Here is a 24,186-nt window from a genome sequence, read left to right on the forward strand (position 1 = left end):
AAGAAACTTTTAATAAGCTTCGCTACTTAATTTGTTAAAAGCATTAAAGGGAACCCACTCTGCGGGTTCCCTTTAAGTTCTAACAAACTGCTGATTGACATTTTAGTGTGGTCTTTTTAAGTATAACCACAGACAATTAAAGAATTTTGACAAGCTTCACAGTGCAGGTAGATGGGGATCGGAGGAAAATACCGCACAATGACTAAAAAGCAGAAAAAAATTGTTCAATGCCCGTTTTGCGACAGCAACCGCCTGTATTTCAGGCGGGGGTTGATTTCTGACGTGCTGATTTCCCTGATCGTCCCGGTCAGGTCTTACACCTGTGGCTCATGCAGCCGCAGCTTCCGCCTCTATGGTAACTACTTCACCAGCAAGCAGGCCCTGATACACGTTTTCGGAATTTTAGCGGTTCTGGCGGTAATAAATCCGCAACTGCTGCTCCCGGAAAGCTGGCTTCTGCAGGAGGAAACGAAACAGGCGGAGAACTCTCCAGCTGAAAATACAGAGATGGAACTTGCTGAATCAGAACCGGAAAACGAGCTTCCCCTGCTGAGCATGGCTATTGCCAATGCCACCAACAGCAGTTTTCAGATGCAGAACGGAACTGTCACCATAACCAACTCCACCAAGGCTGTAACGTTGAACGCGGTTAAGACCACTGCCAACGCAACACAGCCCAATGCTACGCTGACCAATGCTACTTCCAAAACTATTTTGGCTTTTAATAGTACAGAGGTAGCTAACGATACTGTTCCGGCTGAAAAATCCAAGGAAGCCGTTGAAGGAAAGCAGGGACTGCAGGAAGGCAAGCTGAAATCCATCTACTTCAAGGAAGTCAGCGGCAAAACCAGAATCAGCCTTGATCTCGGAGGTTCACCGCTTTCCTACACATCATTTTTCCTGCGCGATCCAAACCGTCTTGTTGTGGATATTCAAGGTAAATGGGATTACTTCGGCCCCACAGTACTCAAGCCGGAAAACCCGATTTTCTCAAGATTCAGGATCGGTGTCTACGAAGACAAAATCCGTATGGTCATGGACCTCAAAGGTCAGACCCCTGCTCCGGTTATAACCAAGACCATGACCGGACTTGATATCGATGTGAAATAATTTTAATCAATATGAATAAGAAAAGACCCGAAACCAGATGGTTACGGGGCTTTTCTACGTTTAAAGCTACTCTACACAAATGATATCAAATTCATCGCCGGAGATGCATTTTCCTCCGTATGGGGTGACTTCAAAGGTATTTTCAACCCCGACCATACCTACGCCGGGAATGCCCTGCTTCGGCTCAAGAGCGAAGACCATGCCCTCTTCAATTGGCATATCAAATCCTTTAGCAATTGGCGGGAAACCGTCCACAGTCAGGCCGATGCCATGCCCGATGAAAGGAACTTTGCATTCACCGATACCCATGAAACCATCCATATAACCATGCTTCTCAGCCTCGGCCATAACCATGGCATAGACATCACTGACAATGGTTCCGGGCTTGAGGTTCTCAGCTGCAAGAGCCTGCATATCCTGACAGAAAAGCTGGGCATCAAGCACTTCTTCAGGGATGGAGCTTTTCGGACCGGACCAATAAACCTGAGTTTTGTCGGTGTGGTAGCCTTCCATTACAAATCCGCAATCAACGGAAAGAGGCGCTTTCTCATCCCAGAATTTATCCCCGCTGCCCATAAACGGAGACGCCGGATGCACCCCGCGCAGCCCCAACGGGCCGTTGAATGAACTGGGGTAAATGCCGGAGTCTCCTGCAGAAACATGTCCGAGAAAGATCTCCTCATTGAAAGTCTGCATACGCATATGCCCTTCATGGCCCAGTTCGAAAAAGACATTCCAGAGATATTTAGCGATCTCCATTTCGCTCATGCCGGTCTCAAGCAGTTCCGGCAGAACTTCCGCCAGCGCGGTATTATGCAGGTGGCCGACCTCGCGCATGATTTCCAGTTCCCACTCTGACTTGACCGCGCGGGCCATAGCCATGACCTTATCGCCGGGAACAAATCTGTACTCCGGCATACGCGAAGTAAGCATTTCACCCAGCTGCCAGGTCAACCCTGCTGTTTCTGCGCCCATGATCTCGGTCAAAGGCTGTCCGGCCTGTTTGGCGAGCGGGGCAAGGTCTTTGAAAGACTTGAAACGGACTATGTTTTTAACAGGACTTTCAAGAGATGCACGATCAAATGACTTGCGCACAAAAAGGACAGGTTCACCTTCCAGAGGCAACCACACTGCACCGTTGACAAATGAGCCGGAGAGGTAATAAATCTGCAAACGCGAAAAGCAAAGCATGCCCCCTGCTCGGGGAGCCACTTCGGGCAGAAAACGGCGACACTTTGCCCAGCGGGCTTCAAGCTCACTGCGTGGGACAACAATATTGGATTCCAGATCAGACATGGGAAAAACTCCTTTGGATAAAAAACCGGCAACAAATAAAAGAGAACTTTGCAAGTAGCCGGGCTTTACTGTAGCATGCGGAAATCAATTGCCCGGAGAGATCAAAATATGCTTATAGTTGACGAAAAAAAATTAGCCGCACTTCTTGGCGAGGTCAAGGTCATAGCCGTAATCGGCGCGGTGGATAAGCCCGGACGACCTGTTGACCGGGTCTGCCGCTACATGATGGACGCCGGGTACAAGATTGTTCCGGTACATCCCAAAAGGGAAAACGTCTGGGGACTCGAGACCTACCAGTCAGTAAAAGACATCCCCTTTTCCGTGGACGTGGTTAACCTTTTCCGGGCTTCCCAGTTCTGCGCAGACCATGCGCGCGAAGTTCTCGAGCTGGAAACCTTGCCCAAATGTTTCTGGATGCAGCAGGATATATTCAGCCCCGAAGCACGGGAGCTGCTTTCCAGCAAAAATATCACCGTAATTGAAGACCGTTGTATAATGGTTGACCATAAAAATTTAGCAGGCAAATAATAATGAGCAAGGCTTTTGAATGCCGGATGTGCGGCCACTGCTGTCAGGGCGAAGGCGGCATCATCATGACCGCCAAAGATCGTAAACGACTCGCCGGACACCTTGAAATTTCCGAACAGGAACTGATTGAAAAACACAGCGAAACCGTAAACGGAAAAATCCGTCTGCAGTCTCGCGAAGACGGATACTGTGTTTTTTACAACGAAGGTTGCGGGGTTCATCCCGGCCGCCCGGATATCTGCCGGGCATGGCCATTTTTCCGCGGCAATCTTATCGATGAAACAAGCTGGGAGATGATTCAGGAATACTGTCCCGGTGTTAACCCGGAAGCAGGACACGCGCTGTTTGTGGAAGAAGGCAAGGAATACATCCGCGCCGAAGGTCTGCGCCAGCACGATCCCGATCTAGCCCCCAACGCACTCATCACCGAAGACTAATTTCTGATATGAACACAAGACAGGCACAGAGCATTCTCAAAGTCGGCCCCAATGCCAGCGAGGAGGACATCAAACGTTCTTTCCGCAAGCTGGCCTTCAGCATGCACCCGGATTTGAACCCCAGCCCTGATGCCGCCAAGAAGTTCCGTGAACTTAACGAAGCATATGTCTTCCTCAAAAATGTAGCCGGCAATACAGCAACCGGAAAAAACGCTGCAGACAAACGCAAATACACCCGCGCGAAAAAAGACTTCAAGTCTCAATCTGACAGCAAAACAGCCCGGGACGGAGCAAGTGCCTACCGGGCGCAGCAGTCCAAAGCCAAGACCGACGCACGCAACAACACCTCCAACGCCCAGCAGAGCCGCTACTTTTTCCAGAAGGAAGAAGATGTGCTCAAGGATATTTTAAACGATCCTTTTGCCCGGCAGGTCTTTGAAGACATCTACAGCCAGATCAGCAAAGACAAACCTTTCCAGAAATCCGGCCCGCCCATTAAAGAACGTAAAATAAATCTCAGCTGGGGTGAAAAAACAGCTTCTGTCGATGTATCAACCGGGATTGGTTCCGGTGTAAAAGCATGGTTCAAGGGCCAGCTGGATGAAGAACAAACCGTTTATTTTCCTGCCTCCGCCCTGCATCCGGGCCGCACGGTGCGCATAAACCTTCAGCAAGGACTGCGCAAGAAAAGTAAAACCCTTGAGATAACCCTGCCTCGGGACTTCGTAATCGGGCGTCCCATCCGCCTTAAAGGACAAGGCCGCAAGCTCGGTCCCTTCAAAGGCGATCTTTATCTGCGCATTATGGCTAAATAATTTTTAGCTCTCTTCACTGCTTTTTCTAAAATTTTTTTTCTCCGATGACATTTTCACTTGTTTTCCTCCGGTTTTTTGACTAGCTCCTATATATAGAACAGAACCGTTATATACTGCCGTCTTACGGCAGCCGTTCTTCCGGATTCAATTCTGCATCCGGGAAATATACCCTCATTAAAAGTTACAGACTTCTGCGGTTCAATAAGTATTTAACAAACACAAGGGGGCCCCTCTAATGCTGGCTATTCTTGATTACAAAGCCGGAAACCAGACCAGTGTGCAGCGCGCACTGAACAAACTCGGCATTCCTAACGAAATCACCAACGACAAGGAAGTGCTGTCCAAGGCAACAGGCATCATCTTCCCCGGTGTAGGTGCTGCCGGACAGGCCATGGATGAACTCACATCCGGCGGTCTGGATGAACTCCTCAAAGATCTCGTGCAGCAGAAAAAACCGCTGCTCGGCATCTGTGTCGGCTGCCAGATCCTGCTCGACTACAGCGAGGAAAACGACACTCAGGCACTTTCCGTAATTCCCGGCGAATGCCGTCTTTTCAACCCTTCATGGGAAGATTACGAAGGTGTTCCCATCCGTGTACCTCATATGGGTTGGAACCAGATCGAGCTTAAGCAGGATTGCGTTCTCTTCGAAGGCATCGATCCTGAAGCACATTTTTATTTCGTACACAGCTACTACCCGGCTCCCGAAGAAAAATACATCATCGGTGAAACCACCTATGGCCGTCCCTTCTGTTCCCTGCACGGACGCGAAGGTCTTTGGGCCGTTCAGTTCCACCCGGAAAAGAGTGGTAATCCCGGCCTGAAACTGCTTTCCAACTTTTACGAATACTGCAAGGAGGCAACCGATGCTTAGTAAAAGAATCATCCCCTGCCTCGATGTCAGGAACGGAATCCTCACCAAGGGCATCAAATTCAAAGGCAATGTCGATATCGGTGATCCCGTTGAGACTGCACGCCTGTACTACGAACAGGGCGCGGACGAAATCGTCTTCTACGACATCACCGCTTCTTCCGAAGGCCGTGGAATCTTTCTCGATGTTGTTGAGCGCGTTGCTTCCGAAATCTTCATCCCCTTCTCCGTAGGCGGCGGCATCAACTCCGTTCAGGATATGCGTGATGTACTCCTCGCCGGAGCGGAAAAGGTTTCCGTGAACTCCGGTGCGGTCAAGAATCCCGACATCATCAGTGAAGGGGCCGCAGCATTCGGTTCCCAGTGCGTGGTGCTCGGCATGGACGTCAAACGCGTTGAAAAGTCCGAGAACATTCCTTCCGGGTTCGAAATCGTCATCAACGGCGGACGCAAGTACATGGGTATCGACGCCCTCGAATGGGCAAAAACCGGCGAGTCTCTCGGAGCGGGCGAAATCTGCCTCAACTCCATCGACGCCGACGGTGTTAAAACCGGATACGACCTTGAGCTGACCCGCCTTGTTGCTGAAAGCGTGCGCATTCCGGTAATCGCTTCCGGCGGTGCAGGTAACCCGCAACACATGGTCGAGGCCGTGACCGAAGGCCGCGCAACTGCAGCACTCATCGCTTCCATCGTGCACTACGGCGACTACACCATCCCGCAACTGAAAGAACACATGGCCTCCAAAGGCGTCCGTGTTCGCGGTAGCTGGTAGTTTTTTTGACTCCGGTGACTCTCCGAGAGCCCTTCGGGGACCAAAGAGCCCTTTTGAAAAAGGGTTCTCTGGACTCTCCTGAAACTTTTAATAGTTTGGCGAGTCGCTAGCTTGGCAGATCATACTAGATTAAATTTAAAGGCGAAGTTGAAATTTCAACTTCGCCTTTTTTTATTTATTCAGGATTTCTTTTACCAATTCCAGATATGGATCAATGCCGCAAGGCACATCTTCCGGCCATTGAAAAGGATGAACTTTATCTTTTACCGCTGTGTTTTTGATCATGTCTGCCATCTTCATATAATCAGCAGGATCATCTAGAATATGTTCGTCAGGGAGAAAATAGCTGCTTCCGTTATCGCGGGAACTGATCACCGGGCATCCACAGGCCAACGCCTCCAGCACGGAATTGGAGCAGGCATCGTAGAAAGAAGGAAGTACAAAAATATCGGACCGTCCGTAAAGTGTAGGCATGTCTTCTACCCTGCCGAGAAAACATAATCTTTCTGAAACTCCTAACTCTTTGGCAAGCTGAATATACTTTGCTGGATTGCGGCCCCCGGCAACCTGCAAATGATAATTGGCCGGAAGTTCTGCAAGGGCTTTGATCAGGAAAGACACACCCTTGAGCGCGAAGTTGGTTGTAGCCGTGCTGATAAGATAATCATCATCGGAAAGCGAGTATTCTGCACGCGCCGCATCCCTTGCTTCCGGGGACAACGGAGTGAATAATGAGAGGTCTGGTTTGTTGTAAATGACATCAATCCCGCGCCCTGCAAGAGAGGGGTGGGAATCAAGCATCCAATCCCGGACCCGGTGCGAAACACAAACCATGCGGCAATCGGAAGCAGCCTGTTTACGCTCAATGTATTTAATCAGCATATTAACCAACGCAGTACGGCGGCGAAACATCTTGAAGCTTCGGGCAAAACCTTCAGGCCATGCTCTTTGTGAAAGCGCCCAGAATGATTCCAGCGGTCCTCCACCGATACGAAGAATATCCTGATTCAAGGATTTTCCGAGACTGATAGTCAAATCGTAATTCCCTTTTTTACGGGCTTTCTCCGCTGCCAGCACAAACCAGAGCAGCTTCCCGGCCCGGCAAAATCCATAACGGCCTACTTTAACGATATTCACACCCTGCGGAGGTGTATCCTCGGAACGGGCACAGATGAAATCAACACTGTACCCGGCATCGGCGAGTGCCGCGCTCAAGTTGTAGCCGAAACGTTCCACTCCGCCGTAACGGCTGAAGCGGGGAAGGATCAATCCGATTCTTTTCATTGTAGTCTGTATGTAATGTATAGCCCCTTGCGGGCTTTTATTTATATTGATACTCGCAAAACATGTATGGCAGCTATTAAGTCGCCCCAAATCCAACATTACGAGCTTAAATTCATTTCAACGGACGGGGATGTTATTCGGAAACAACCGTCTTGCCAAGGAAAACGCTCATCAAGGAGAAATTAGTGCCCTTTCTTACCCAACCTCTGGATATGCAGATATTCATTCTGGTCAACCAGATAATGCGCAAGCATTGGCTGGATATTGCCATGCCCCTGCTTTCCTCTGCCGCCCTGCTCTGGGCCATCATTGCGCTGGTGACAATCTTCGGAGTCTGGAAAAAGGGACCGAAATTTCTGGTCATAATCCTGCTCATCTCCGCCACTATGGGGCTGGCCGACTTTTCCACCAACCTTATCAAAAAATCCATCGGCAGGGTCAGACCGCTCAATTCCATAGCCCTGACCTATTTCAAAGAAGACGGCCGATTGCAGCGCAGACCGCTTGATTACCAGCAGACCAAAGAACGCGGGAACTCCTACCCTTCCGCACACGCTGCGAACTCAATGGCCTTTGCAGTCATGCTCATGTTCTTTTTCCGTACGCTTAGGCCGTGGATGCTCTTCCTACCCATCGGGGTCGGCTATTCCCGCCTCTATCTGGGAAAACATTTCCCCACTGATGTTATGGCCGGATGGACTTTGGGCGCATGTGTAGCGATTTCGGTCTGGTTGCTCTGGAGTTACTGGCTAAAATACAAATTGCCTGAAAAATATCGTCCATAAAACAGCTATACTTATTAAAATTTTTTGGGATTCGCCGCCGGAGGCTGATTATTTCATAAAAAGCACGAAGCGCAACATATTCTATAAACAAAAAATCGACTTGAACCGTAAGATTCAAGTCGATTTTTTATTGAAGGATGGGGTGTGATAAAAAATTACCGGGCTGGCTAAAAAATGTTACCCACAAGACAATTTACAATAATTTTCAGCCAGCACCGGTTAGAAATTTTTGTCCGGGACCCAAGGGGATACAAAGAATCCCGGACACATGGGAAGGAAGGAGTTTTCAACTAGATTCCCGGAACCGGAAACCTTGAGCAGAAAGATTCAATTTCCGACCGGGTGGTGGCGGCCAGATTCTTATCTTCAGAATTTTGGAGGATGGTGGTAATCCAGCCCGCCAGCTTGACCATATCGGCTTCCTTCATGCCACGGGAAGTGGCAGCAGGGGTACCGATCCTGATTCCGCTGGGTTTCAGGGGAGGATTGGGATCATCGGGGATAATCTGCTTGTTGGTAGTGATGGACACTTCATCAAGAAGCTCTTCAGCAATTTTACCGTTGATACCGTAGCTCTTCTCGGTATCGAGAACCATCATGTGGTTGTCTGTACCGCCGGTGACAAGGGAAGCACCGGATTTCAGCAGTTCATCCGCCAGAGTTTTTGCATTAAGCAATACCTGCTTTCCGTACTCTTTAAATTCAGGTTCGAGCGCTTTTTTTAGAGTAACCGCGATACCTGCAATGGTATTCATGTGCGGTCCGCCCTGCAGACCGGGGAAGACGGCCTTATCGATCCTGGCGGCGAATTCTTTTTTACAAAAGATCATACCGCCACGGGGACCGCGCAGGGATTTGTGTGAGGTGGAAGTGACTACATCGAAACCAAAATCAAAGGGATTGCGGAGAACATCGGCGGCAATGAGCCCGCCGTAGTGGGAGGCATCGGTCATGGTGATGGCCCCTACTTCATCTGCTATCTTCTTGAAAGCGGCATAATCCAGATCGCGGGGATAGGAAGTGTATCCGCAAAGAATCATTTTCGGTTTGTGTTCAAGGGCGGTCTTGCGCAGCTCGTCAAAATCAATGCTACCGTCAACAGGGTCGGTTTTATAGCGGATGAAATTGAAAAGCTTGCCCATGAAGGAAACCGGAGCACCGTGAGTAAGATGCCCGCCATGGGAGAGATCCATAGCCAGAATGGTGTCGCCGGGTTCAAGGAGGCCGAGATATACAGCCTGGTTCATGGGAGAACCGGAAAGAGGCTGCACATTGGCATGTTCGCAACGGAAGACCTGTTTTGCCCGTTCACGGGCAATGTCTTCGATGGTATCGGTGAATTCCTGACCGCCGTAATAACGTCTGCCGGGGTAACCTTCGGAGTATTTGTTTGTAAAAACACTTCCGAGGGTACAGAGTACTTCGGGGTAGGTGTAATTTTCAGAAGGAATTAATTCAATACCGACTCTCTGGCGGGATTCCTCGCCGGAAAGTGCATTGAAAATTTCTGAGTCGTTTTGCTGGAGAAGATTTCGATATTGCTGCATGGGCACTCCTTATGATTCACCTCATGGAGAGGTAAGGATGCACGTCTTGAAAAAAGACGAGGCCCAGGCGAGCGGCTGGTAATATAAATTCCGTGTTTCCCTGTGGTTAATTCCACATTACATCGCCAGTTGCACGGAATATGTATTCAAAAAGCTGGTTAATGACTAGCAACAGATTTATGCTCTGTAAACAACTTTTTCAAATTTATATTAAATTTCCGGTTCACCAAGCTTGTAACGAATGCGCAGAACACCATCATCAAAGCTGTGTGATGCAACCTTGAACTCACCTATTTCATTAGTGTTTTCAACGTGCTCACCGATACATGGACAAAGATCAAAATCGCCGATATTTACCACCCGAACCTCGGAAACTCCTTCAGGCAGACGTGTCAGATTAAAACGCTCGGCAGCCTCCTGAAGACTGATCATCTGTTCAGTAACTTCGAGAGCGGAAGAAATGGCTTCGTTAACACCATTCTCAATTTCGACGGCTTCAGCGTCGGTCAGCCCGCGTTCGAATTTATAATCACACTTGGATTTCTTCTTGTTGATGTGTGCGCTGAAGCAGCGGTCACAGTCAAACTTACGCACCATCACCTGATTCAGAATGTGCTCCGCCGAATGCATGCGGGGCTGGTATTGTTTCGCCATATTGAAGATGTCCTTTTGTTTTTACTCGCAGAAACTCTATGCCAAATCACAACATAGCTCAAGCGTCCGTTGCAGCCTCGACTACTCCCAACCCAGCGAAGCTTCTTCCAGCAAGCGGATGAATTCCGCCATTGCCGGGGAAATCCACTTGTCCTTGTGGTGAACAATCTGGACCCGTACCGGATCAATTGATTCCCAAGGAATTGCCCGTAATTTTCCGTCTGCCAGCTCTTTGCGGACAACCACTTCCGGCAGGAACGAAACCCCAAGATTACAAAGCAGATATTGCTTGATGACTTCAACGCTGGCGGTCTCGATTATATTACCCGTTTCGATGCCCTGCTTAGCCAGCATATCTTCAAATATCGCCCGGTAGCTGCACCCTGCTTCGGTGTATAAAACCGCATGGACCGGTGAGTTTATCAACCTCTCTGCCGGATACTGCTGAGGCAGGACAACACACATGGGTTCATCAAAAACAGGTCTGCTAAGCAACTCATCCTCTTCCACCACCCGGTCCAGCAGGACAGCCATATCAAGACTGCCTTCGCGCAGCAGACCGCGCATTAACGGACAGATGGAATTCTGCATAATGATATCCACACCGGGATAAAGGGCTTTATATTCCCGCAACACCGGAGAAAGGCGGTACAGCATGGTTGATTCGGGAACACCGATACGCAGCTGCCCGGCAGGTTCGCCAACTTCATGCTTTAACGCGCAAAGATCATCATACCCGGCCAGAAGCGGCAGAACCCTGCGGTACAGCCGTTCCCCGAATGAATTCAGAACCACCCGCTTACCCAGCCGGTCAAAAACCGGACGCCCGTAAAATTCTTCGATAGCCCGGACATGCGAAGTAACCGAGGACTGGGCATAATTAAGAACCTGCGCGGCCTTGTTAAAACTGCCCTGCTCCACAATTTCCTTGAATGAAACCAACTGGCGGATTTCCATATATGCCTCCTGCCAAGGACCCTTATCAATTTAACTGAACATTTCAATCTAAATATTCAGTTTTTCAGATAACACAAAGACTGCTAGGCTCAAGCTACAAAATTTCAGGAAGGTAAAAATGACGAATAAGCAAATGGGTCCGCTCCAATTAGGCGGCCTGCTGGCCGGAGCACTTCTAGGGTCGGGTATAATCCTGCTTCCGCCTATTGCGGAGGCACGGCTTGGAGATTGGGCGGTTGCCGCATGGGCAATAATTTTGATGCTGGGTGCGATATTCGCCTCGCTTTTCGCGAGGCTGGCTGTGGCCTATCCCGGATCGGAAGGCGTCCCCATCGCCATCAGGGAAGCATTCGGTCAAAAAGCCGGACAGCTGGCAACCAACTATATAATCTGTGCGGTCTGCGTCGGTCCGGTTGCAGTTCTGATGACAGCTGCAGAAGCCATCACTTCCACATTCTCCCTGCCTGCAACCCAAACCCCGGCATTTGCAGCGGTTTTAATGCTCTTATGCTGCGCACTGCTCATGCGCAGGGTCACATTCGTGAGCAACATTTCCCTTATGGCCAGCGTTATCATAGGGATTATCCTGATCAGCGGCAGTATCACCAGCATCAGCATGGCCCCAGTAAGCCCGAGCCCCTACACAGCACCGGATATTCCGGCGTTGGGTTCAACATTGCTGCTCATATTCTGGGCCATCATCGGCTGGGAAATTATCGGCAACTACTCAATGGAAGTACGCACCCCCAAACGCACAATACCGTTAGCGACCATCATTGCAGTCTGCGTGATCAGCGTCATATACCTGCTTGCGGGCTGGGCCGTACACAGCGTCAGCAACGGCCATGCGGAGCCGGTTACTGTGGCCCGAATCGTTGCCCCGCTACTGGGTGATTACGCTAATTTCACGGTCATGATTGTGACCTGCGCCCTCTGCATCTGCACCTATCTGATGATTGTCGGGGGGATTTCCAGACTGCTGGCAAGCCTTGCCGGGCAGAAAAAGTTGCCGCAAATCCTGGAACGGACCAACTGCAGTGGAACGCCGCACATAGCCATAGCACTCTTTTTCTGTCTGCATCTGCTGAATCTGCTCCTGCTACAGGCCGGAATTCTCAGCCTTGAAGATATTGTATCTTTTGCAAACGTTTTTTTTATCTCCAATTCACTGATCGCAGTCGGAGCGGCCCTGAAAATATTCAAATCAGCAGCCATGCGCCTTGCCTGCCTGATTCTCTGCGGCGGCTTCATATGTCTGCTGGCATTTTCTTCCATCTGGCCGCTCGGCATTATGATCGGGGTAACGATCCTCACTCTGGGATATACTAACCGGAAAGACATCGCATACGCTGAAAAATAAAAAGAAGCCGTGAACGGTTATCCGGCCACGGCTCTTTGGCAAATATATTTTTATAATTTAAGACAGCTTGCGTCTTACAAATCCTACAACTCCAAGCCCGCCGAGCATCAAGAGTACTGCTCCCGGAATCGGGGTGGGTGCAACATTGGAGATATTGGTGACCTTTAAATTGGTTGCCAGCAACTGAGTGGACTTGGAAAATGACGACCCTCCGGAAAAAGAAGATTCATAAAGCAAGCCGACATTTGACCCCAGCGTAAGTTCTCCAGAGCTAAAGAGATCACCGAAGGACAGGTAAGATTTTTCATTCCCGGCACTGACAAGATAACCAATCTTGCCGGAACTGAAATAGTTATGGTTTTTTGAAGTTACTCCGTTCAAATTACCCGAAAATAATGAGGCATAATAGGAACCTCTTACTTCATGATCCTGTCCATTCCACCCAGTATAAAAACCGGTCCGTTCAGTGTCAATTTCAACCACATAGCGAACAGTATCACCAACAGAAATCCCGGCAGCACTAGCTAGACCGCCTCGATCCTGTATGGCTCCTACTGTGCCTTCAAGGGTGTAATATGCTGAGGCTGAGGCAAACGACGGAACAGTTAACAATACCAGCAAAGCCACAATGCTTAAAATATTTTTCATGAACAACCATCTCCTTATAAAGCAAATACCTTGCAAGACAACTGCAGTCAAGAAAAGTCGGAAGTCTATGCCCATACCACAAAAAAAAAGAACCGCTCCCGAATACCGGAAGCGGTTCTTTTTTTAGTAAAAGTCTTATTTTTTATTAAGACAGCTTACGCCTTACAAATCCTACAACGCCAAGCCCACCAAGCATCAGGAGTGCTGCTCCCGGAATCGGGGTAGGTGCAACGTTTGAGATATTTGTTACCTTCAAATTAATGGCATTAATCTGACTGTAGGTCCAGTTGCTCTCCGAGTTGTACGCCGCTTCATAAATCTGCTGCACGGTATCCCCTACAGCGAGACCTTCAAAGCTGTAACCCCAGCCGTTCATATACACAGCAGAGTTATCATTCCCGGAGTAGGCATGATAGTTGTAATTTCCATCCTTCAAATAGCTATTGCTATTGGATGAGTAGCCGTTCAGGTTACCGGAAAACAAAGAAGTGTAGTAGGACTTATTCACTGTCTTGGTCTTACCATTACCGATAGTACGGTAACCGAGTCTATCAGTATCTACTTCGATCACATAACGAACGGTATCCCCGATCGAAATTCCGGAAGCTCTGGCCAGTCCGCCACCGTCACTGATGGACCCAACGGTCCCCTCAAGAGTATAAAAATATGACGCTGAAGCCTGTGCCGGAACAGCCAAAATAACCAGCAGGGCAAGTATTGTATAAATTCTCTTCATAGTGTTTACCTCCACCTATTTTCCCTAGAATGTAAATAACCTGAACACAAATAACAGTCAACGATTAGAATTCTTGGAAAAACAGTGATGGCCCTAAATAAATCCAATTTGTTTAAAGACATGCAAATCATGCACAAAAAGGCATATTATTAATATATGCACTGTTTCCCAAAAAACAACCATGAATGTCGGAAAAAATGACCCTACCCGCCCCTTCATGCAAACTTACTGCCAAAACAACAAATAAACTCCCGGCAAATTGAATTCACCGGGAGTTTATAATCTGATTTACCGTTGAATCAGTTAAATCTGGAATTCACCGGACTTGTAAATAAGGACTTCGCTGCCGTCCTTGAGGGTAGCATAAACTTCCTTATCCTGAGTATTGACCAGGTCCCAGTGCAATGCAGAAGTGTTGTATCCGAGTTCTTCCTTCATCTGCTCGTTAAGCTCAGCCTGATCCCCGGCATAAGTGTCGGCATAGGAAGAGCCGACGGCAACATGGCAGTTACCGAATTCTCCGCCGTAGTTTTCATCATAAAGAGTATTTGCCATGAATTTATCAATGCGCGAAAAACGGCGGTCGGTCAGGGAAAACTCACCAAGCTTGGAAGCCCCTTCGTCCATTGCAAGCTGCTTTTTAACGAACTCTTCGCCTTCCTTGGCGGTGATTTCCTTGGCTACGCCGTCTTCGAATACAATACGTACCCCTTCAACATAGTTACCGGAACGGTACGAAGGCTGGTCAGCATAATAAACACCGGAAGTACCGCGCCAATCAGGGGAAATAAACAGCTCAAAACTGGGAATGCTATGACCGGAAACACCGATCCACTGGCGAAGGTCGCCATGCTTAACAGTCAGGTCCATATCCTTGGAAACCACACGGTAGGATTCGATGCCCAGACCGTTCAACCAATCCTTAACTTCTGAAGCCTTATCGAAAACACCCTTCCAGCAGGCTGCAGGGTCTTCTTCATCAAGGTAGCAGGCTTTGACGATCTGGGCGGTAAATTCTTCCAGTGAAAGTCCGGCAGATTCAGCCAGAGCTTTAGTGGGATAGGAACAAAGGGTCCAGCCCAATTCGCCGCACTGCTCACGTTTTTCCATCATATCACGCAGAAATTTACGGGCCACTGCACATTTACCCATGCGGGATGGGTCAACCCCCGCCAGATGGGTCAGGGAAGAGGGAGCCAGCAGCACGATAAGACCGTTAAGGCCCTTGGTGAATTCTTGTTCACCGGGGGCAATGTATTTAAGCTGGTCATCGTTGCCGTCACCGTAGAAACTTTTTTCCATCTCGGGAGTCAGGGTCATCCTCGGAACAGGGTTAAGCCCTTCATCAATAAGACGTTTAAATACGGCTTCTGCAAGAGGCAGAGCTTCCGCTTCGTACCGGACCATGATCAGGTCGCCTTTTTCATAAGGCTTGGTGCGCGCAGTAGTCAGCCCCCACCACAGAGCATCAACGTATTTATCAAGCTGTTCTTTTGTCAGCATAAGTATCTCCTAAAATGTCATATCTGCATTTAGTTAAAGGCACTTAATAATTCAATGTCCGTATAATGTCATCACCCGGATTAAAAAAATATTGTCGTGAATTGAAAATCATAATCCTTTCTTGAAAATCATAATCTATATAATTAAGATGTTTCTTGTACTTTTTAGTACTTGGCTTCTTGACATGTGGAAGGCTTGTGGCTATCCACATTTCAATAGCCCTGAGTCGGGGTCAAAGCCGGACAATTTCGGCCCAATCCTAATTGTTGAAGACTGCGTAGCCTGTCGGCTTTTGTACGCAGGCTACCAGAGGCTAAAAAAATCAATCTTTTTGGAGGGTAACTCTATGAGCTACATTATCACCATTGATAACGACAAGTGTAACGGCGACGGCGAATGCGTTGATGTATGTCCTACCGAAGTTTACGAACTTCAGGACGGCAAAGCAGTAGCTGTTAACGAAGACGAATGCCTCGGTTGTGAATCCTGTATCGAAGTTTGCGAACAGGACGCTATCACCATCGAAGAGCAGTAGAAAGTTCTTCATCAGTGAAGTTTTAAAGGCGGGAATCAGGGTCTAGCCCAGATTCCCGCCTGCTCTTTAATTAACGGTCAACGAATTTAAAATATTCAGCGGACCAGCCTGCCGGAGCCGGATTCCCTTTTCTCCTCTCTCTCTCCTTCCCCATTTTTTATGCGCCCCCCGGAACACCGCTGCGCTGCGCGATTGGACCGCCACGCGGGACATGGTTCAATAAAATCATTAATTATTTTCATGCAGGCGATTGACTGCTGAACAATAAGACTTAGCTTATACGAGTTTAGGCGGAACTTTCCGTCAAAGCTCTGAACATATTTTTTCACGGAGGTTTTGCTTTGGAGTTCAAAGAAATTTTTCAAAAATATGAAGCTCTTGTCGCTGAAGTAGACAAGACTTTTAATAAAATATCCGAACAGACTGAAGATGGCATCAAATGTGCCAAAGGCTGCAGTGAATGCTGCCACGCCCTCTTCGATCTGACCCTTGTGGAAGCTATCTACATCAACCGCAAGTTCAACGAAATATACAGCGGTATGGAACGCTCCATCATCATGCAGGAAGCGGATAAGGCGGACAGACTGATCCATAAAGTCAAAAGAAGGGCTTTCAAGGCCAGCCAGTCCGGTGCCTCCACAGCAGAAATCCTCAAAGAAGTATCCATGGCACGGGTTAAATGCCCTTGCCTGAAAGAAGACAACCTTTGCGCTCTCTACGATTTCAGACCTTTGACCTGCCGCATCTACGGTGTTCCCATGAATATCAGCGGTCAGGCTCACTCCTGTCAGAAATCAGGCTTCACCCCCGGTAAAGCCTACCCCACCATCAACATGGACACTCTGCAATCCAAGCTGATGCAGCTGAGCGAAGAACTGGCTGCTTCCATCAACTCCTCCCTTAAGGAGCTGCCGGAAGTTCTGGTTCCCCTCTCCATGGCTCTGGTAACCGACTACACACCGGAATATCTGGGCGCCAACACCGGCGACAAAGTAGAAGAAGCTCCGGCCCCGGCCGCTGAACCTTCGGAAGCCTGCGGAACTTGTGACAAAGACAAGTCTGCATGCGCCAGCTGCAACTACTCTATAGAACTGGGTGCTGCCCCTAAGTAACCTGTACAGGAGAATCTAATGGGCACACTTACCCCGGAAGAAATAGAAGAACAAAAACAATACATGTACGAAAAACTTTCGCCGCGCAGGCGCAGGTTTGTCGACAAAATCGGTTATGATGAATGGGACCCTTTTGCGAAACCTTTCGATCCCATTGACCTGCGTCAGGACATCACCGGAAGAACTTCGCAGCAGCTCTGTGAAGAATTCATACGCGAAGTCCACGTAAGCAGAAACTCAGAGTACGCGCAGGCAGCTGCAGAATTCGGAGTTATGCTGGTCATGAACTTCGAAAAGGTACGCCCCATTTATGACTTTTGTGTCTGGTATGACGAACTGCTCAAGAATGAAGGCAGAAAGATTTAAGTCTTCCTGATTGCCGCAGCCGACCGATAAAGACTGAAACTTTTATAAATATATGAGGTTTTCCCATGCAGAAATTTGATAATATTGACGACTATATCGCGGATCTTAAAAAGAAAAAGGAAGCCAGCCCCACCTGCAGTAACACCCGCTACAACCTCGGTGTTGCCTACCTGTCCAAAAGGGACTTCATGGAAGCTGAGCGTGAATTCCTCGTAGCAATTGATGAATCCCCCAAAATGGCGGAAGCATATGTACAGCTTGGCGGTATCGCCATGCAGCGCGGCGACCTTGAAGGCTGTCTGCGTTACAACATCACTGCTACCCAGCAGCGTCCTTTCTTCGCTGTTCCCTGGGGTAACATCGGCTACGTATACATGGAGCAGGGCGAAACAGATAAGGCTGTCAAAGCTCTGAAACGCGCCATCAAATACGATCCTAACTTCGTACAGGCTCTCTCCACCCTCGGAGCAGCATACTTCAACGAAGGCGAGCTCGACGACTGCATCGAAGTCTGCGAAAAAGCCCTCAAGCTTGCTGACAACTTCGGTCCCGCATGGAACAACCTTGCTCTCTGCTACACCGAAAAAGAAGACTACAAAAAAGCTATCGAGTGCGTAGACAAAGCCATCGAAACCGGCTTCAACGTTTCTGCTGACTTCCTCAAAGAACTCGAAAGCCACCGCTAGAATCGCAATTTAAATTGTACTTAGAAAAGCTCTCCGGTCTCCATGGCCGGAGAGTTTTTTTATTTTGGATGCAAAAAACAGCACCACACCCCCCTCGTAAATAAAAACGAATTATGCTAATGTGCCGTACAAGTAATTTAATGAAAAAATACGGCACGCTGATCGCGCCTGCCCCGCGACCCACTCCATAACGGCACAACCGGATTCATATGCACAACGCAGTTGACTTACTCACCTTCGGCGGCATCGTCTGCTTTCTGATAGCCATTCTGCACATCGTAATAATTGTTGTCGGACCCAAGGCTTACCGATATTTCGGGGCTGGAGAAGACTTAAGTACACTTGCCGAAAAACATTCACCAATTCCAACATTAGTTACCGCCTTCATCGCTACAGTAATTGCGCTCTTTGGTCTGTACGCATTTTCCGGTGCAGGTAAATTCATGCGTCTCCCCCTGCTCGGCCCGGTGTTGGTAATCATTGGCTCATTATTCAGCTTCCGCGGACTGGCCCTGCCGGTGCAATTATTCGGATTGCTCAAGAATCCCCACAAGGCGGACATAAAAGAAATATTCTTTTCGCTGATAGCTTTAATTACCGGAGCCTGCATTCTGTACGGAACCAACCTGAACTGGGATTTTATTTTTCACAGCTGAATAAAGCACTATAATAAACTTTTCCAAACCGATAGACATCGCGACAAGCACAAAAAAAGTTCATATCTGCCGAGAATTATGGACAAAGCTATCAGCAGTCTGTAAATTGTAACACAAGATATCCTGCCGGTATGCAGGTTACAATCAGCTGAAAATAACTGTTAACTGTTGTATTTTTATATTTCTTTGATATTCTTTATCGGTACAAATTAATTCGGAGGATTAAATGGCACTCAGCAAATTAGCAGGACAACCCGCACCGGCGGAAATCCTTGAAAACATACCTAGACTCGTATCAGCATACTACACAGAAAAACCTGATCCTTCCGTTGATTCCCATCTGGTAGCATTCGGAACCTCCGGCCACAGGGGCTCTTCTCTTGACGGCTCCTTTAACGAAGACCATATCTTCGCCATTGCACAGGCCATCTGCGAATACAGAAAATCCATGGGCTACAGCGGTCCCTTGTTCATGGGTAAGGACCCCCACGCGCTCTCTGAGCCTGCACAGATTTCCGCTCTTGAAGTTTTTGCAGCAAATGACGTAACCGTGCTGCTGAACGACAAAGGCTACACCCCTACCCCGGCAATCTCCCATGCAATCCTTGCCTACAACAAAGGTCGCAAGGACGGTTTCGCCGACGGTGTAGTCATTACCCCGTCCCACAACCCCCCGCGTGACGGCGGCTTCAAGTACAATCCGCCCAGTGCCGGACCGGCAGGTACAGCAATCACCCGCACAATTCAGGACCGCGCTAATGAAATCCTTAAAAACGGGCTTAAAGATGTAAAACGCATCCCCTTCAGCCGTGCTCTTGCTGCTGACACCAGCAAGGAATTCGATTTCATTACCCCGTACGTAAATGATCTTGAAAACATTCTGGACATGGAAGCGATTGCTTCTGCGGGACTCAGCATAGGTGTCGATCCTCTCGGCGGCGCAGCTATAGATTACTGGGAACCTATCGCTGAAAAGTACGGCCTGAACATGAGCGTTGTGAACAAGAAAATCGACCCGGCCTATTCTTTTATGCACGTGGACAAGGACGGAAAAATCCGCATGGATTGCTCATCCCCTTATGCCATGGCCGGACTCATCGAACTTAAAGACAAGTACGATATTTCTTTTGCCAACGACCCGGACACCGACAGACACGGTATCGTGACCAAAAGCCGTGGTCTGATGAACCCGAACCACTATCTGGCTGTAGCGATTGAATATCTTTACAAGCACAGACCCCAATGGAGCGAGAAGCTGACCGTGGGTAAAACCCTCGTTTCCAGCTCCATGATCAACCGTGTGGCGGACTCCATCAACCGTCCGCTTATGGAAGTTCCGGTCGGCTTTAAATGGTTCGTAGACCCGCTTCTGAGCGGGACCTGTGGCTTTGGTGGAGAAGAAAGTGCCGGTGCATCCTTCCTGCGCAAAGACGGTACTGTATGGACTACCGACAAAGATGGTATCATCATGAACCTGCTGGCAGCAGAAATCACTGCAATCACTGGAAAAGATCCCGGAGAGCACTACACCGCACTTGAAAAGCAATTCGGTCACCCGGTGTACAAACGCATTGATACCCCGGCTACCGAAGAGCAGAAAAAAGCTTTCAGCATTCTTACCCCGGACATGGTCAAGGCAAAAACCCTTGCCGGAGAAACTATTGAGGAACGCCTTACAGCAGCTCCCGGCAACGGCGAAGCCATTGGCGGTCTGAAGGTTGTCACCGAACACGGCTGGTTTGCAGCACGTCCTTCCGGCACTGAATCTATTTACAAGATCTATGCGGAATCCTTTAAAGGTCTTGCGCATCTGGTAGCAATTCAGGAAGAAGCGGCAAAAATTGTCAATGCGGCTTTTGAAGAGGCTCTGAAGTAGCCGACTGAAAAGAGAACAATAAAAAAGAGCAGCCTGCGTGATGCGAGCTGCTCTTTTTTTTGCCTATAAATAAAAACTATTTTCCCAACTCATCACAGACTCTTGCTGCCTCAGCTTCAAAGAAAGCCAGCTGCTCATTCACCCCGTCAAAATCTTCATTAATCAGATTTTTCTCCAGCAGCATAGCTGCATCACGGGCGCGGGGTGCACAAATCGCAGCACAGCTGCTTTTCATAGTGTGCACAACCCTACGTGCCACACTGTCATCCTTTCCAAGTGCTTCCTTAAAAGTAACAATCTCGTCCTGCACATCACTTAGAAACATAGAGCAAAGCTCGGTATACAGCTCCGTGTCGCCCTGATACATGACCTCTGCTTTCGCCCTATCGACGACTTTTTCTTCGCACGGGACAGGATCATCAGCTTTGCGGGCCTCGCTGCCACCTTCACTCATGACACGGAAGATTGCTTCCTGCAGGGCGAGATACTGCACAGGTTTGGCGATATAGCTATCCATTCCGGCCTTGGAACACCGATCCTTAACTCCGGCCATGGCATGCGCAGACATTGCGATAATGGGGATATTCCGTGCAGCCGCCCCGGACTTTCCGTCACGGATAGCTTTTGCGGCACTAAATCCATCCATTTCCGGCATTTCAAGGTCCATGAGCACCAGATCCGCATCAATACCGGAAAGCATGCTGACCGCTTCAAGGCCGTTGGATGCGACCTGCACAGCGTGTCCCATTTTTTCCAGCAGACTTGTAGCCACCAACACATTGATAGGATTGTCCTCTACCAACAGGATTGAGTATTCCGAGGCTTCGCCCGGGACATCTACAGAGGTCTCCTTACCGACAACAAGTTTAGAGGGATCTCCACTCTTCAGGGCAACTGAAAAAGAAAAAACGCTACCGCATCCTTCAGAGCTGTTAACCCTGATTTTGCCGCCCATCATCTCGACCAGCTCACGTGAAATAGCCAATCCAAGCCCTGTTCCACCGAACTTTCGGGTAGTGGAATCATCTGCCTGACGGAAACTCTCAAAAATCAAAGCCTGCTTGTCTTCCGGGACACCTATACCTGTATCACGGACCGCAACCTGCACAATCTCTTTTCCAGTTTGAGAGTCTCTCTCCAACCTGCTGACCTGTACAAATACACCGCCGTGTGAAGTAAATTTAATGGAATTACCGATCAGGTTGAACAAAATCTGTTTCAAACGAACCTGATCACCGCAAACGGCTTTGGGAACACCATCATCAATATCAATACTAAGAACCAACCCTTTATCCCGCGCCTGTTGCTCCATGCTTTTTACAACATCGTGCAACGCCTCTCCCAAACAAAAATCACTTTCTTCAAGGGTAAGCATGCGGGCCTCGACTTTTGATAAATCGAGAATGTCATTAATCAGAGTGAGCAGCTGGTCGGCAGAAACTTTTACAAGCTCAAGATCCTCAGTCTGTTTCGCGGAAAGATCAGAGCGCAAGGTAAGATCGGTCATCCCGATAATAGCATTAAGCGGGGTGCGGATTTCATGGCTCATTGATGCGAGAAAACGGGATTTAAAACGGTTGGCTTTCTCAGCCACATCACGCGCCTTGATAATCTCACGTTCCATTGCCTTACGTTCAGTTATCTCAATAAAAGAAGCTACAGCACCGCCGGAATCACCCTGCATAGGAGTAACTTCCAGCATATACCAGCAAGGTTTGTCTTTACTTTCAAAAGAGTACTCACAAGAAAACATCTTGCGCTTGCCTTCTACAACGGAACGCACCCCCCCCATTAACTCACGCATCGAACCGCGCAGGCAGCCGGAAGAATAAATAGCCTCTTCGAAATCAAGACCACCAAGTCCTTCTTCGCTTATGCCCGGCACAAAGATATCACGCCATGAGTCATTGGCTGCTATAATTTTCATCCGGGGATCAAGCACCGCTATTTTAGCAGACATGGAAGCCAGAACAGAGCTGAGCTGTTCCTCGCGGTCGACTAATTTGCGGTTGGCAACATCAAGCTGACGGGATTGCAGGAGGGTGTTCTCATAAGTTGCCAGCAAAAGGTGAAACACCTGACTGAAATCAGCCTTCAGGACGTGTTTCTCACCCTGAAATTCAAAATCCACATCTTGTGTGGCGGAATTGTCTGACTCGAAATATTTATTTTTTAGAACGGACTCAATACGGGAAATCAGAAAATCTTCGTCATAGGGCTTGGTCACAAAGTTTGTGGCCCCGCTTTTCAAACCCTTAATGATATCTCCCGGTTCGGAAAGACTGGTCAGCAAGATAACCGGGACATTTTTGTAGTGATCATTATCCCGTATCTTCTCGCAAAGCTCGTAGCCATCCATACCAGGCATAACTACATCGCTGATAACCAGATCAATATCCTTTTCCGCCAGTATACCAAGAGCATTTTCACCGCTGGAAACCAGAGAAACCTGAAATCCTCTTTCCAATAGAATATATTCCAGCTTAACCGCTTGCGTCAGACTGTCTTCGACAACCAGAATATGATGACTTTCCACTACTTACCCTCCGACAACTCCAAGAAAAGCTTGCAGAGATGCCTCCCGATATTTCCGATAGATAATACAGCCAAGGCAGCCCCCAATTTAACTGCCTCCCCCGGCATTCCAAACACGATTGAACTATCTTCGTCCTGAGCAATGGTATACCCGCCACTGCGCTTAATCTCAAGCAGTCCGTCAGCCCCGTCGCGCCCCATTCCGGTAAGTAGGACTCCGACCACAGAAGAACCCAGATTCCGGGCGGCAGAGTGAAAAAGAACGGAAACTGAAGGTCTGATCTCGTTTACATTTGGAGCATCGCTCAACAAAACACGCTTATCAGATGAAATTTCTGTATGCGACCCTTCCGGCGCAAAGTAAACCACACCGGATCGCAGGACATCACCATGGTCAGCAACTCTTACATCATGCCCGGTATTATTTTTCAACCAGCTAACCATCCCCTCGGTGAAACCGGCAGACATATGCTGCACAATCAAGATGGGAGCCGGGAATTTATGAGGGACAGACATGAGTATTTCTTTAATAGCCTGCGGCCCACCGGTGGAAGCCCCGATGCAGATAACCTTCTCTTTGACTGAAGAAGGTGCAGGTTTGTATTCACAGGCAGCAGGCAGCGATCTATCCATAATATTATCGGTCCTGAACCTGCTCTTGCGGCGAACAACCTTAACTTCAGACATCAGGCGTGCAGAGATGATGATTTCCTGCATCTGTTCTTCAAAATTATCATTCTTCAGGCCCGGTTTATCGTGGAAGGCAAGGGCTCCGGTATCAATCAGCCTGAATCCGATCTCAGCATCAGAAGCACTGTATACAGCACTTACGATTACGATAGGAACAGGATTATCTTCCATAATCATGCGGGTAACCCTGAAACCGTCACAATCAGGAAGGTTAACATCCATAGTGACGACGTCCGGCTTCAACTCCTGCACCATGCGCAAAGCAGAGTAGCCGTCTTCAGCACAGCCGACCACTTCAAAATCATCCTCGCGCTTAAACAAATCTGCAAACATGGTGCGGACAGTTGCCGAGTCATCAACTATCAAAACCTTGATCACTTACCCATTGCTCCTATCGGGAAAATTCAAAAACTACATAAAGGGA

At 48.6% G+C, this 24,186-nt stretch carries 24 protein-coding genes and 1 riboswitch; of the genes, 14 read left to right on the top strand and 10 right to left on the bottom strand.

The window, feature by feature from the left end:
* The first annotated feature begins 198 nt into the window (after positions 1-198).
* Positions 199-1,110, top strand: a complete 912-nt coding sequence (locus ACNI29_RS00980; RefSeq protein WP_419780333.1) for an AMIN domain-containing protein — start codon at positions 199-201, stop codon at positions 1,108-1,110.
* A 66-nt stretch (positions 1,111-1,176) separates the two neighbouring features.
* Here the strand turns inward: ACNI29_RS00980 and ACNI29_RS00985 are convergent, their stop codons facing one another.
* Positions 1,177-2,406 (bottom strand): M24 family metallopeptidase, encoded by a 1,230-nt coding sequence (locus tag ACNI29_RS00985; protein WP_419780334.1) that lies wholly within the window; start codon positions 2,404-2,406, stop codon positions 1,177-1,179.
* A 108-nt stretch (positions 2,407-2,514) separates the two neighbouring features.
* On the opposite strand from ACNI29_RS00985, the gene ACNI29_RS00990 reads away from it, so the two are divergent.
* From ACNI29_RS00990 to hisF, 5 genes are all read left to right on the top strand, one after another.
* Positions 2,515-2,934, top strand: coding sequence for a CoA-binding protein (locus ACNI29_RS00990; RefSeq protein ID WP_419780335.1), 420 nt, complete (start codon positions 2,515-2,517; stop codon positions 2,932-2,934).
* A 2-nt stretch (positions 2,935-2,936) separates the two neighbouring features.
* Positions 2,937-3,371: a YkgJ family cysteine cluster protein gene (locus ACNI29_RS00995; RefSeq protein WP_419780336.1), complete on the top strand. Its 435-nt coding sequence runs from the start codon at positions 2,937-2,939 to the stop codon at positions 3,369-3,371.
* A gap of 8 nt (positions 3,372-3,379) precedes the next feature.
* Positions 3,380-4,186 (top strand): DnaJ domain-containing protein, encoded by an 807-nt coding sequence (locus ACNI29_RS01000; RefSeq protein WP_419780337.1) that lies wholly within the window; start codon positions 3,380-3,382, stop codon positions 4,184-4,186.
* A 235-nt stretch (positions 4,187-4,421) separates the two neighbouring features.
* Positions 4,422-5,060, top strand: a complete 639-nt coding sequence (gene hisH, locus ACNI29_RS01005) for an imidazole glycerol phosphate synthase subunit HisH (protein ID WP_419780338.1) — start codon at positions 4,422-4,424, stop codon at positions 5,058-5,060.
* Positions 5,053-5,832: an imidazole glycerol phosphate synthase subunit HisF gene (hisF, locus tag ACNI29_RS01010; protein ID WP_419780339.1), complete on the top strand. Its 780-nt coding sequence runs from the start codon at positions 5,053-5,055 to the stop codon at positions 5,830-5,832. The genes hisH and hisF overlap by 8 nt, the downstream gene beginning before the upstream one ends.
* 171 nt (positions 5,833-6,003) lie before the next feature.
* Here the strand turns inward: hisF and ACNI29_RS01015 are convergent, their stop codons facing one another.
* A complete protein-coding gene (locus ACNI29_RS01015; protein ID WP_419780340.1) occupies positions 6,004-7,116 on the bottom strand; it encodes a glycosyltransferase family 4 protein in 1,113 nt (370 codons plus the stop codon).
* A 185-nt stretch (positions 7,117-7,301) separates the two neighbouring features.
* Between ACNI29_RS01015 and ACNI29_RS01020 the strand changes: the two genes are divergently transcribed.
* On the top strand, positions 7,302-7,901 hold the full coding sequence (locus tag ACNI29_RS01020) for a phosphatase PAP2 family protein (protein WP_419780341.1): 600 nt from the start codon (positions 7,302-7,304) through the stop codon (positions 7,899-7,901).
* A 290-nt stretch (positions 7,902-8,191) separates the two neighbouring features.
* Here the strand turns inward: ACNI29_RS01020 and glyA are convergent, their stop codons facing one another.
* The 3 genes from glyA to ACNI29_RS01035 all read right to left on the bottom strand — a co-directional run bounded on the left by glyA (position 8,192) and on the right by ACNI29_RS01035 (position 11,059).
* Positions 8,192-9,448 (bottom strand): serine hydroxymethyltransferase, encoded by a 1,257-nt coding sequence (gene glyA / locus ACNI29_RS01025; protein ID WP_419780342.1) that lies wholly within the window; start codon positions 9,446-9,448, stop codon positions 8,192-8,194.
* Positions 9,449-9,502: 54 nt separating this feature from the next.
* Positions 9,503-9,591, bottom strand: a riboswitch (ZMP/ZTP riboswitch).
* 67 nt (positions 9,592-9,658) lie between these two features.
* Positions 9,659-10,102, bottom strand: a complete 444-nt coding sequence (locus ACNI29_RS01030; RefSeq protein WP_419780343.1) for an alanyl-tRNA editing protein — start codon at positions 10,100-10,102, stop codon at positions 9,659-9,661.
* Between the two features lie 81 nt (positions 10,103-10,183).
* Positions 10,184-11,059, bottom strand: a complete 876-nt coding sequence (locus tag ACNI29_RS01035; RefSeq protein ID WP_419780344.1) for a LysR family transcriptional regulator — start codon at positions 11,057-11,059, stop codon at positions 10,184-10,186.
* A gap of 118 nt (positions 11,060-11,177) precedes the next feature.
* On the opposite strand from ACNI29_RS01035, the gene ACNI29_RS01040 reads away from it, so the two are divergent.
* Complete coding sequence (locus ACNI29_RS01040; RefSeq protein ID WP_419780345.1) at positions 11,178-12,419, top strand: APC family permease; 1,242 nt, start codon at positions 11,178-11,180, stop codon at positions 12,417-12,419.
* Positions 12,420-12,476: 57 nt separating this feature from the next.
* Here the strand turns inward: ACNI29_RS01040 and ACNI29_RS01045 are convergent, their stop codons facing one another.
* The 3 genes from ACNI29_RS01045 to ACNI29_RS01055 form a co-directional block, all read right to left on the bottom strand.
* Positions 12,477-13,067, bottom strand: a complete 591-nt coding sequence (locus ACNI29_RS01045) for a hypothetical protein (RefSeq protein ID WP_419780346.1) — start codon at positions 13,065-13,067, stop codon at positions 12,477-12,479.
* 145 nt (positions 13,068-13,212) lie between these two features.
* The gene (locus tag ACNI29_RS01050) at positions 13,213-13,803 is read right to left on the bottom strand and encodes a VPLPA-CTERM sorting domain-containing protein (protein WP_419780347.1); all 591 of its coding nucleotides are present in this window, start codon (positions 13,801-13,803) and stop codon (positions 13,213-13,215) included.
* 303 nt (positions 13,804-14,106) lie between these two features.
* Complete coding sequence (locus ACNI29_RS01055; protein ID WP_419780348.1) at positions 14,107-15,306, bottom strand: aminopeptidase; 1,200 nt, start codon at positions 15,304-15,306, stop codon at positions 14,107-14,109.
* 346 nt (positions 15,307-15,652) lie between these two features.
* Here ACNI29_RS01055 and ACNI29_RS01060 point away from each other — a divergent pair, with 346 nt between their 5' ends.
* The 6 genes from ACNI29_RS01060 (at position 15,653) to pgm (ending at position 20,537) form a co-directional block, all read left to right on the top strand.
* Positions 15,653-15,841, top strand: a complete 189-nt coding sequence (locus ACNI29_RS01060; protein ID WP_136675049.1) for a ferredoxin — start codon at positions 15,653-15,655, stop codon at positions 15,839-15,841.
* A gap of 341 nt (positions 15,842-16,182) precedes the next feature.
* Complete coding sequence (locus ACNI29_RS01065; protein ID WP_419780349.1) at positions 16,183-16,953, top strand: YkgJ family cysteine cluster protein; 771 nt, start codon at positions 16,183-16,185, stop codon at positions 16,951-16,953.
* 18 nt (positions 16,954-16,971) lie between these two features.
* A complete protein-coding gene (locus tag ACNI29_RS01070) occupies positions 16,972-17,319 on the top strand; it encodes a hypothetical protein (protein WP_419780350.1) in 348 nt (115 codons plus the stop codon).
* A 65-nt stretch (positions 17,320-17,384) separates the two neighbouring features.
* Positions 17,385-18,005, top strand: a complete 621-nt coding sequence (locus ACNI29_RS01075; protein ID WP_419780351.1) for a tetratricopeptide repeat protein — start codon at positions 17,385-17,387, stop codon at positions 18,003-18,005.
* A 209-nt stretch (positions 18,006-18,214) separates the two neighbouring features.
* Positions 18,215-18,661 carry a hypothetical protein gene (locus ACNI29_RS01080; protein WP_419780352.1) on the top strand — a complete coding sequence of 149 codons (447 nt, stop codon included), beginning with the start codon at positions 18,215-18,217 and terminating at the stop codon, positions 18,659-18,661.
* 226 nt (positions 18,662-18,887) lie between these two features.
* Positions 18,888-20,537, top strand: coding sequence for a phosphoglucomutase (alpha-D-glucose-1,6-bisphosphate-dependent) (gene pgm, locus ACNI29_RS01085; protein ID WP_419780353.1), 1,650 nt, complete (start codon positions 18,888-18,890; stop codon positions 20,535-20,537).
* Between the two features lie 76 nt (positions 20,538-20,613).
* Here the strand turns inward: pgm and ACNI29_RS01090 are convergent, their stop codons facing one another.
* Both ACNI29_RS01090 and cheB read right to left on the bottom strand, forming a co-directional pair.
* Complete coding sequence (locus ACNI29_RS01090) at positions 20,614-23,073, bottom strand: response regulator (protein ID WP_419780354.1); 2,460 nt, start codon at positions 23,071-23,073, stop codon at positions 20,614-20,616.
* Complete coding sequence (gene cheB, locus ACNI29_RS01095; RefSeq protein WP_419780355.1) at positions 23,073-24,140, bottom strand: chemotaxis-specific protein-glutamate methyltransferase CheB; 1,068 nt, start codon at positions 24,138-24,140, stop codon at positions 23,073-23,075. Before cheB ends, ACNI29_RS01090 begins: the two co-directional genes overlap by 1 nt.
* Between the last annotated feature and the right edge of the window lie 46 nt (positions 24,141-24,186).

Source organism: Maridesulfovibrio spiralis (SeqCode) (genome assembly GCF_048571135.1).
Taxonomy (GTDB): Bacteria; Desulfobacterota; Desulfovibrionia; order Desulfovibrionales; family Desulfovibrionaceae; genus Maridesulfovibrio; species Maridesulfovibrio spiralis.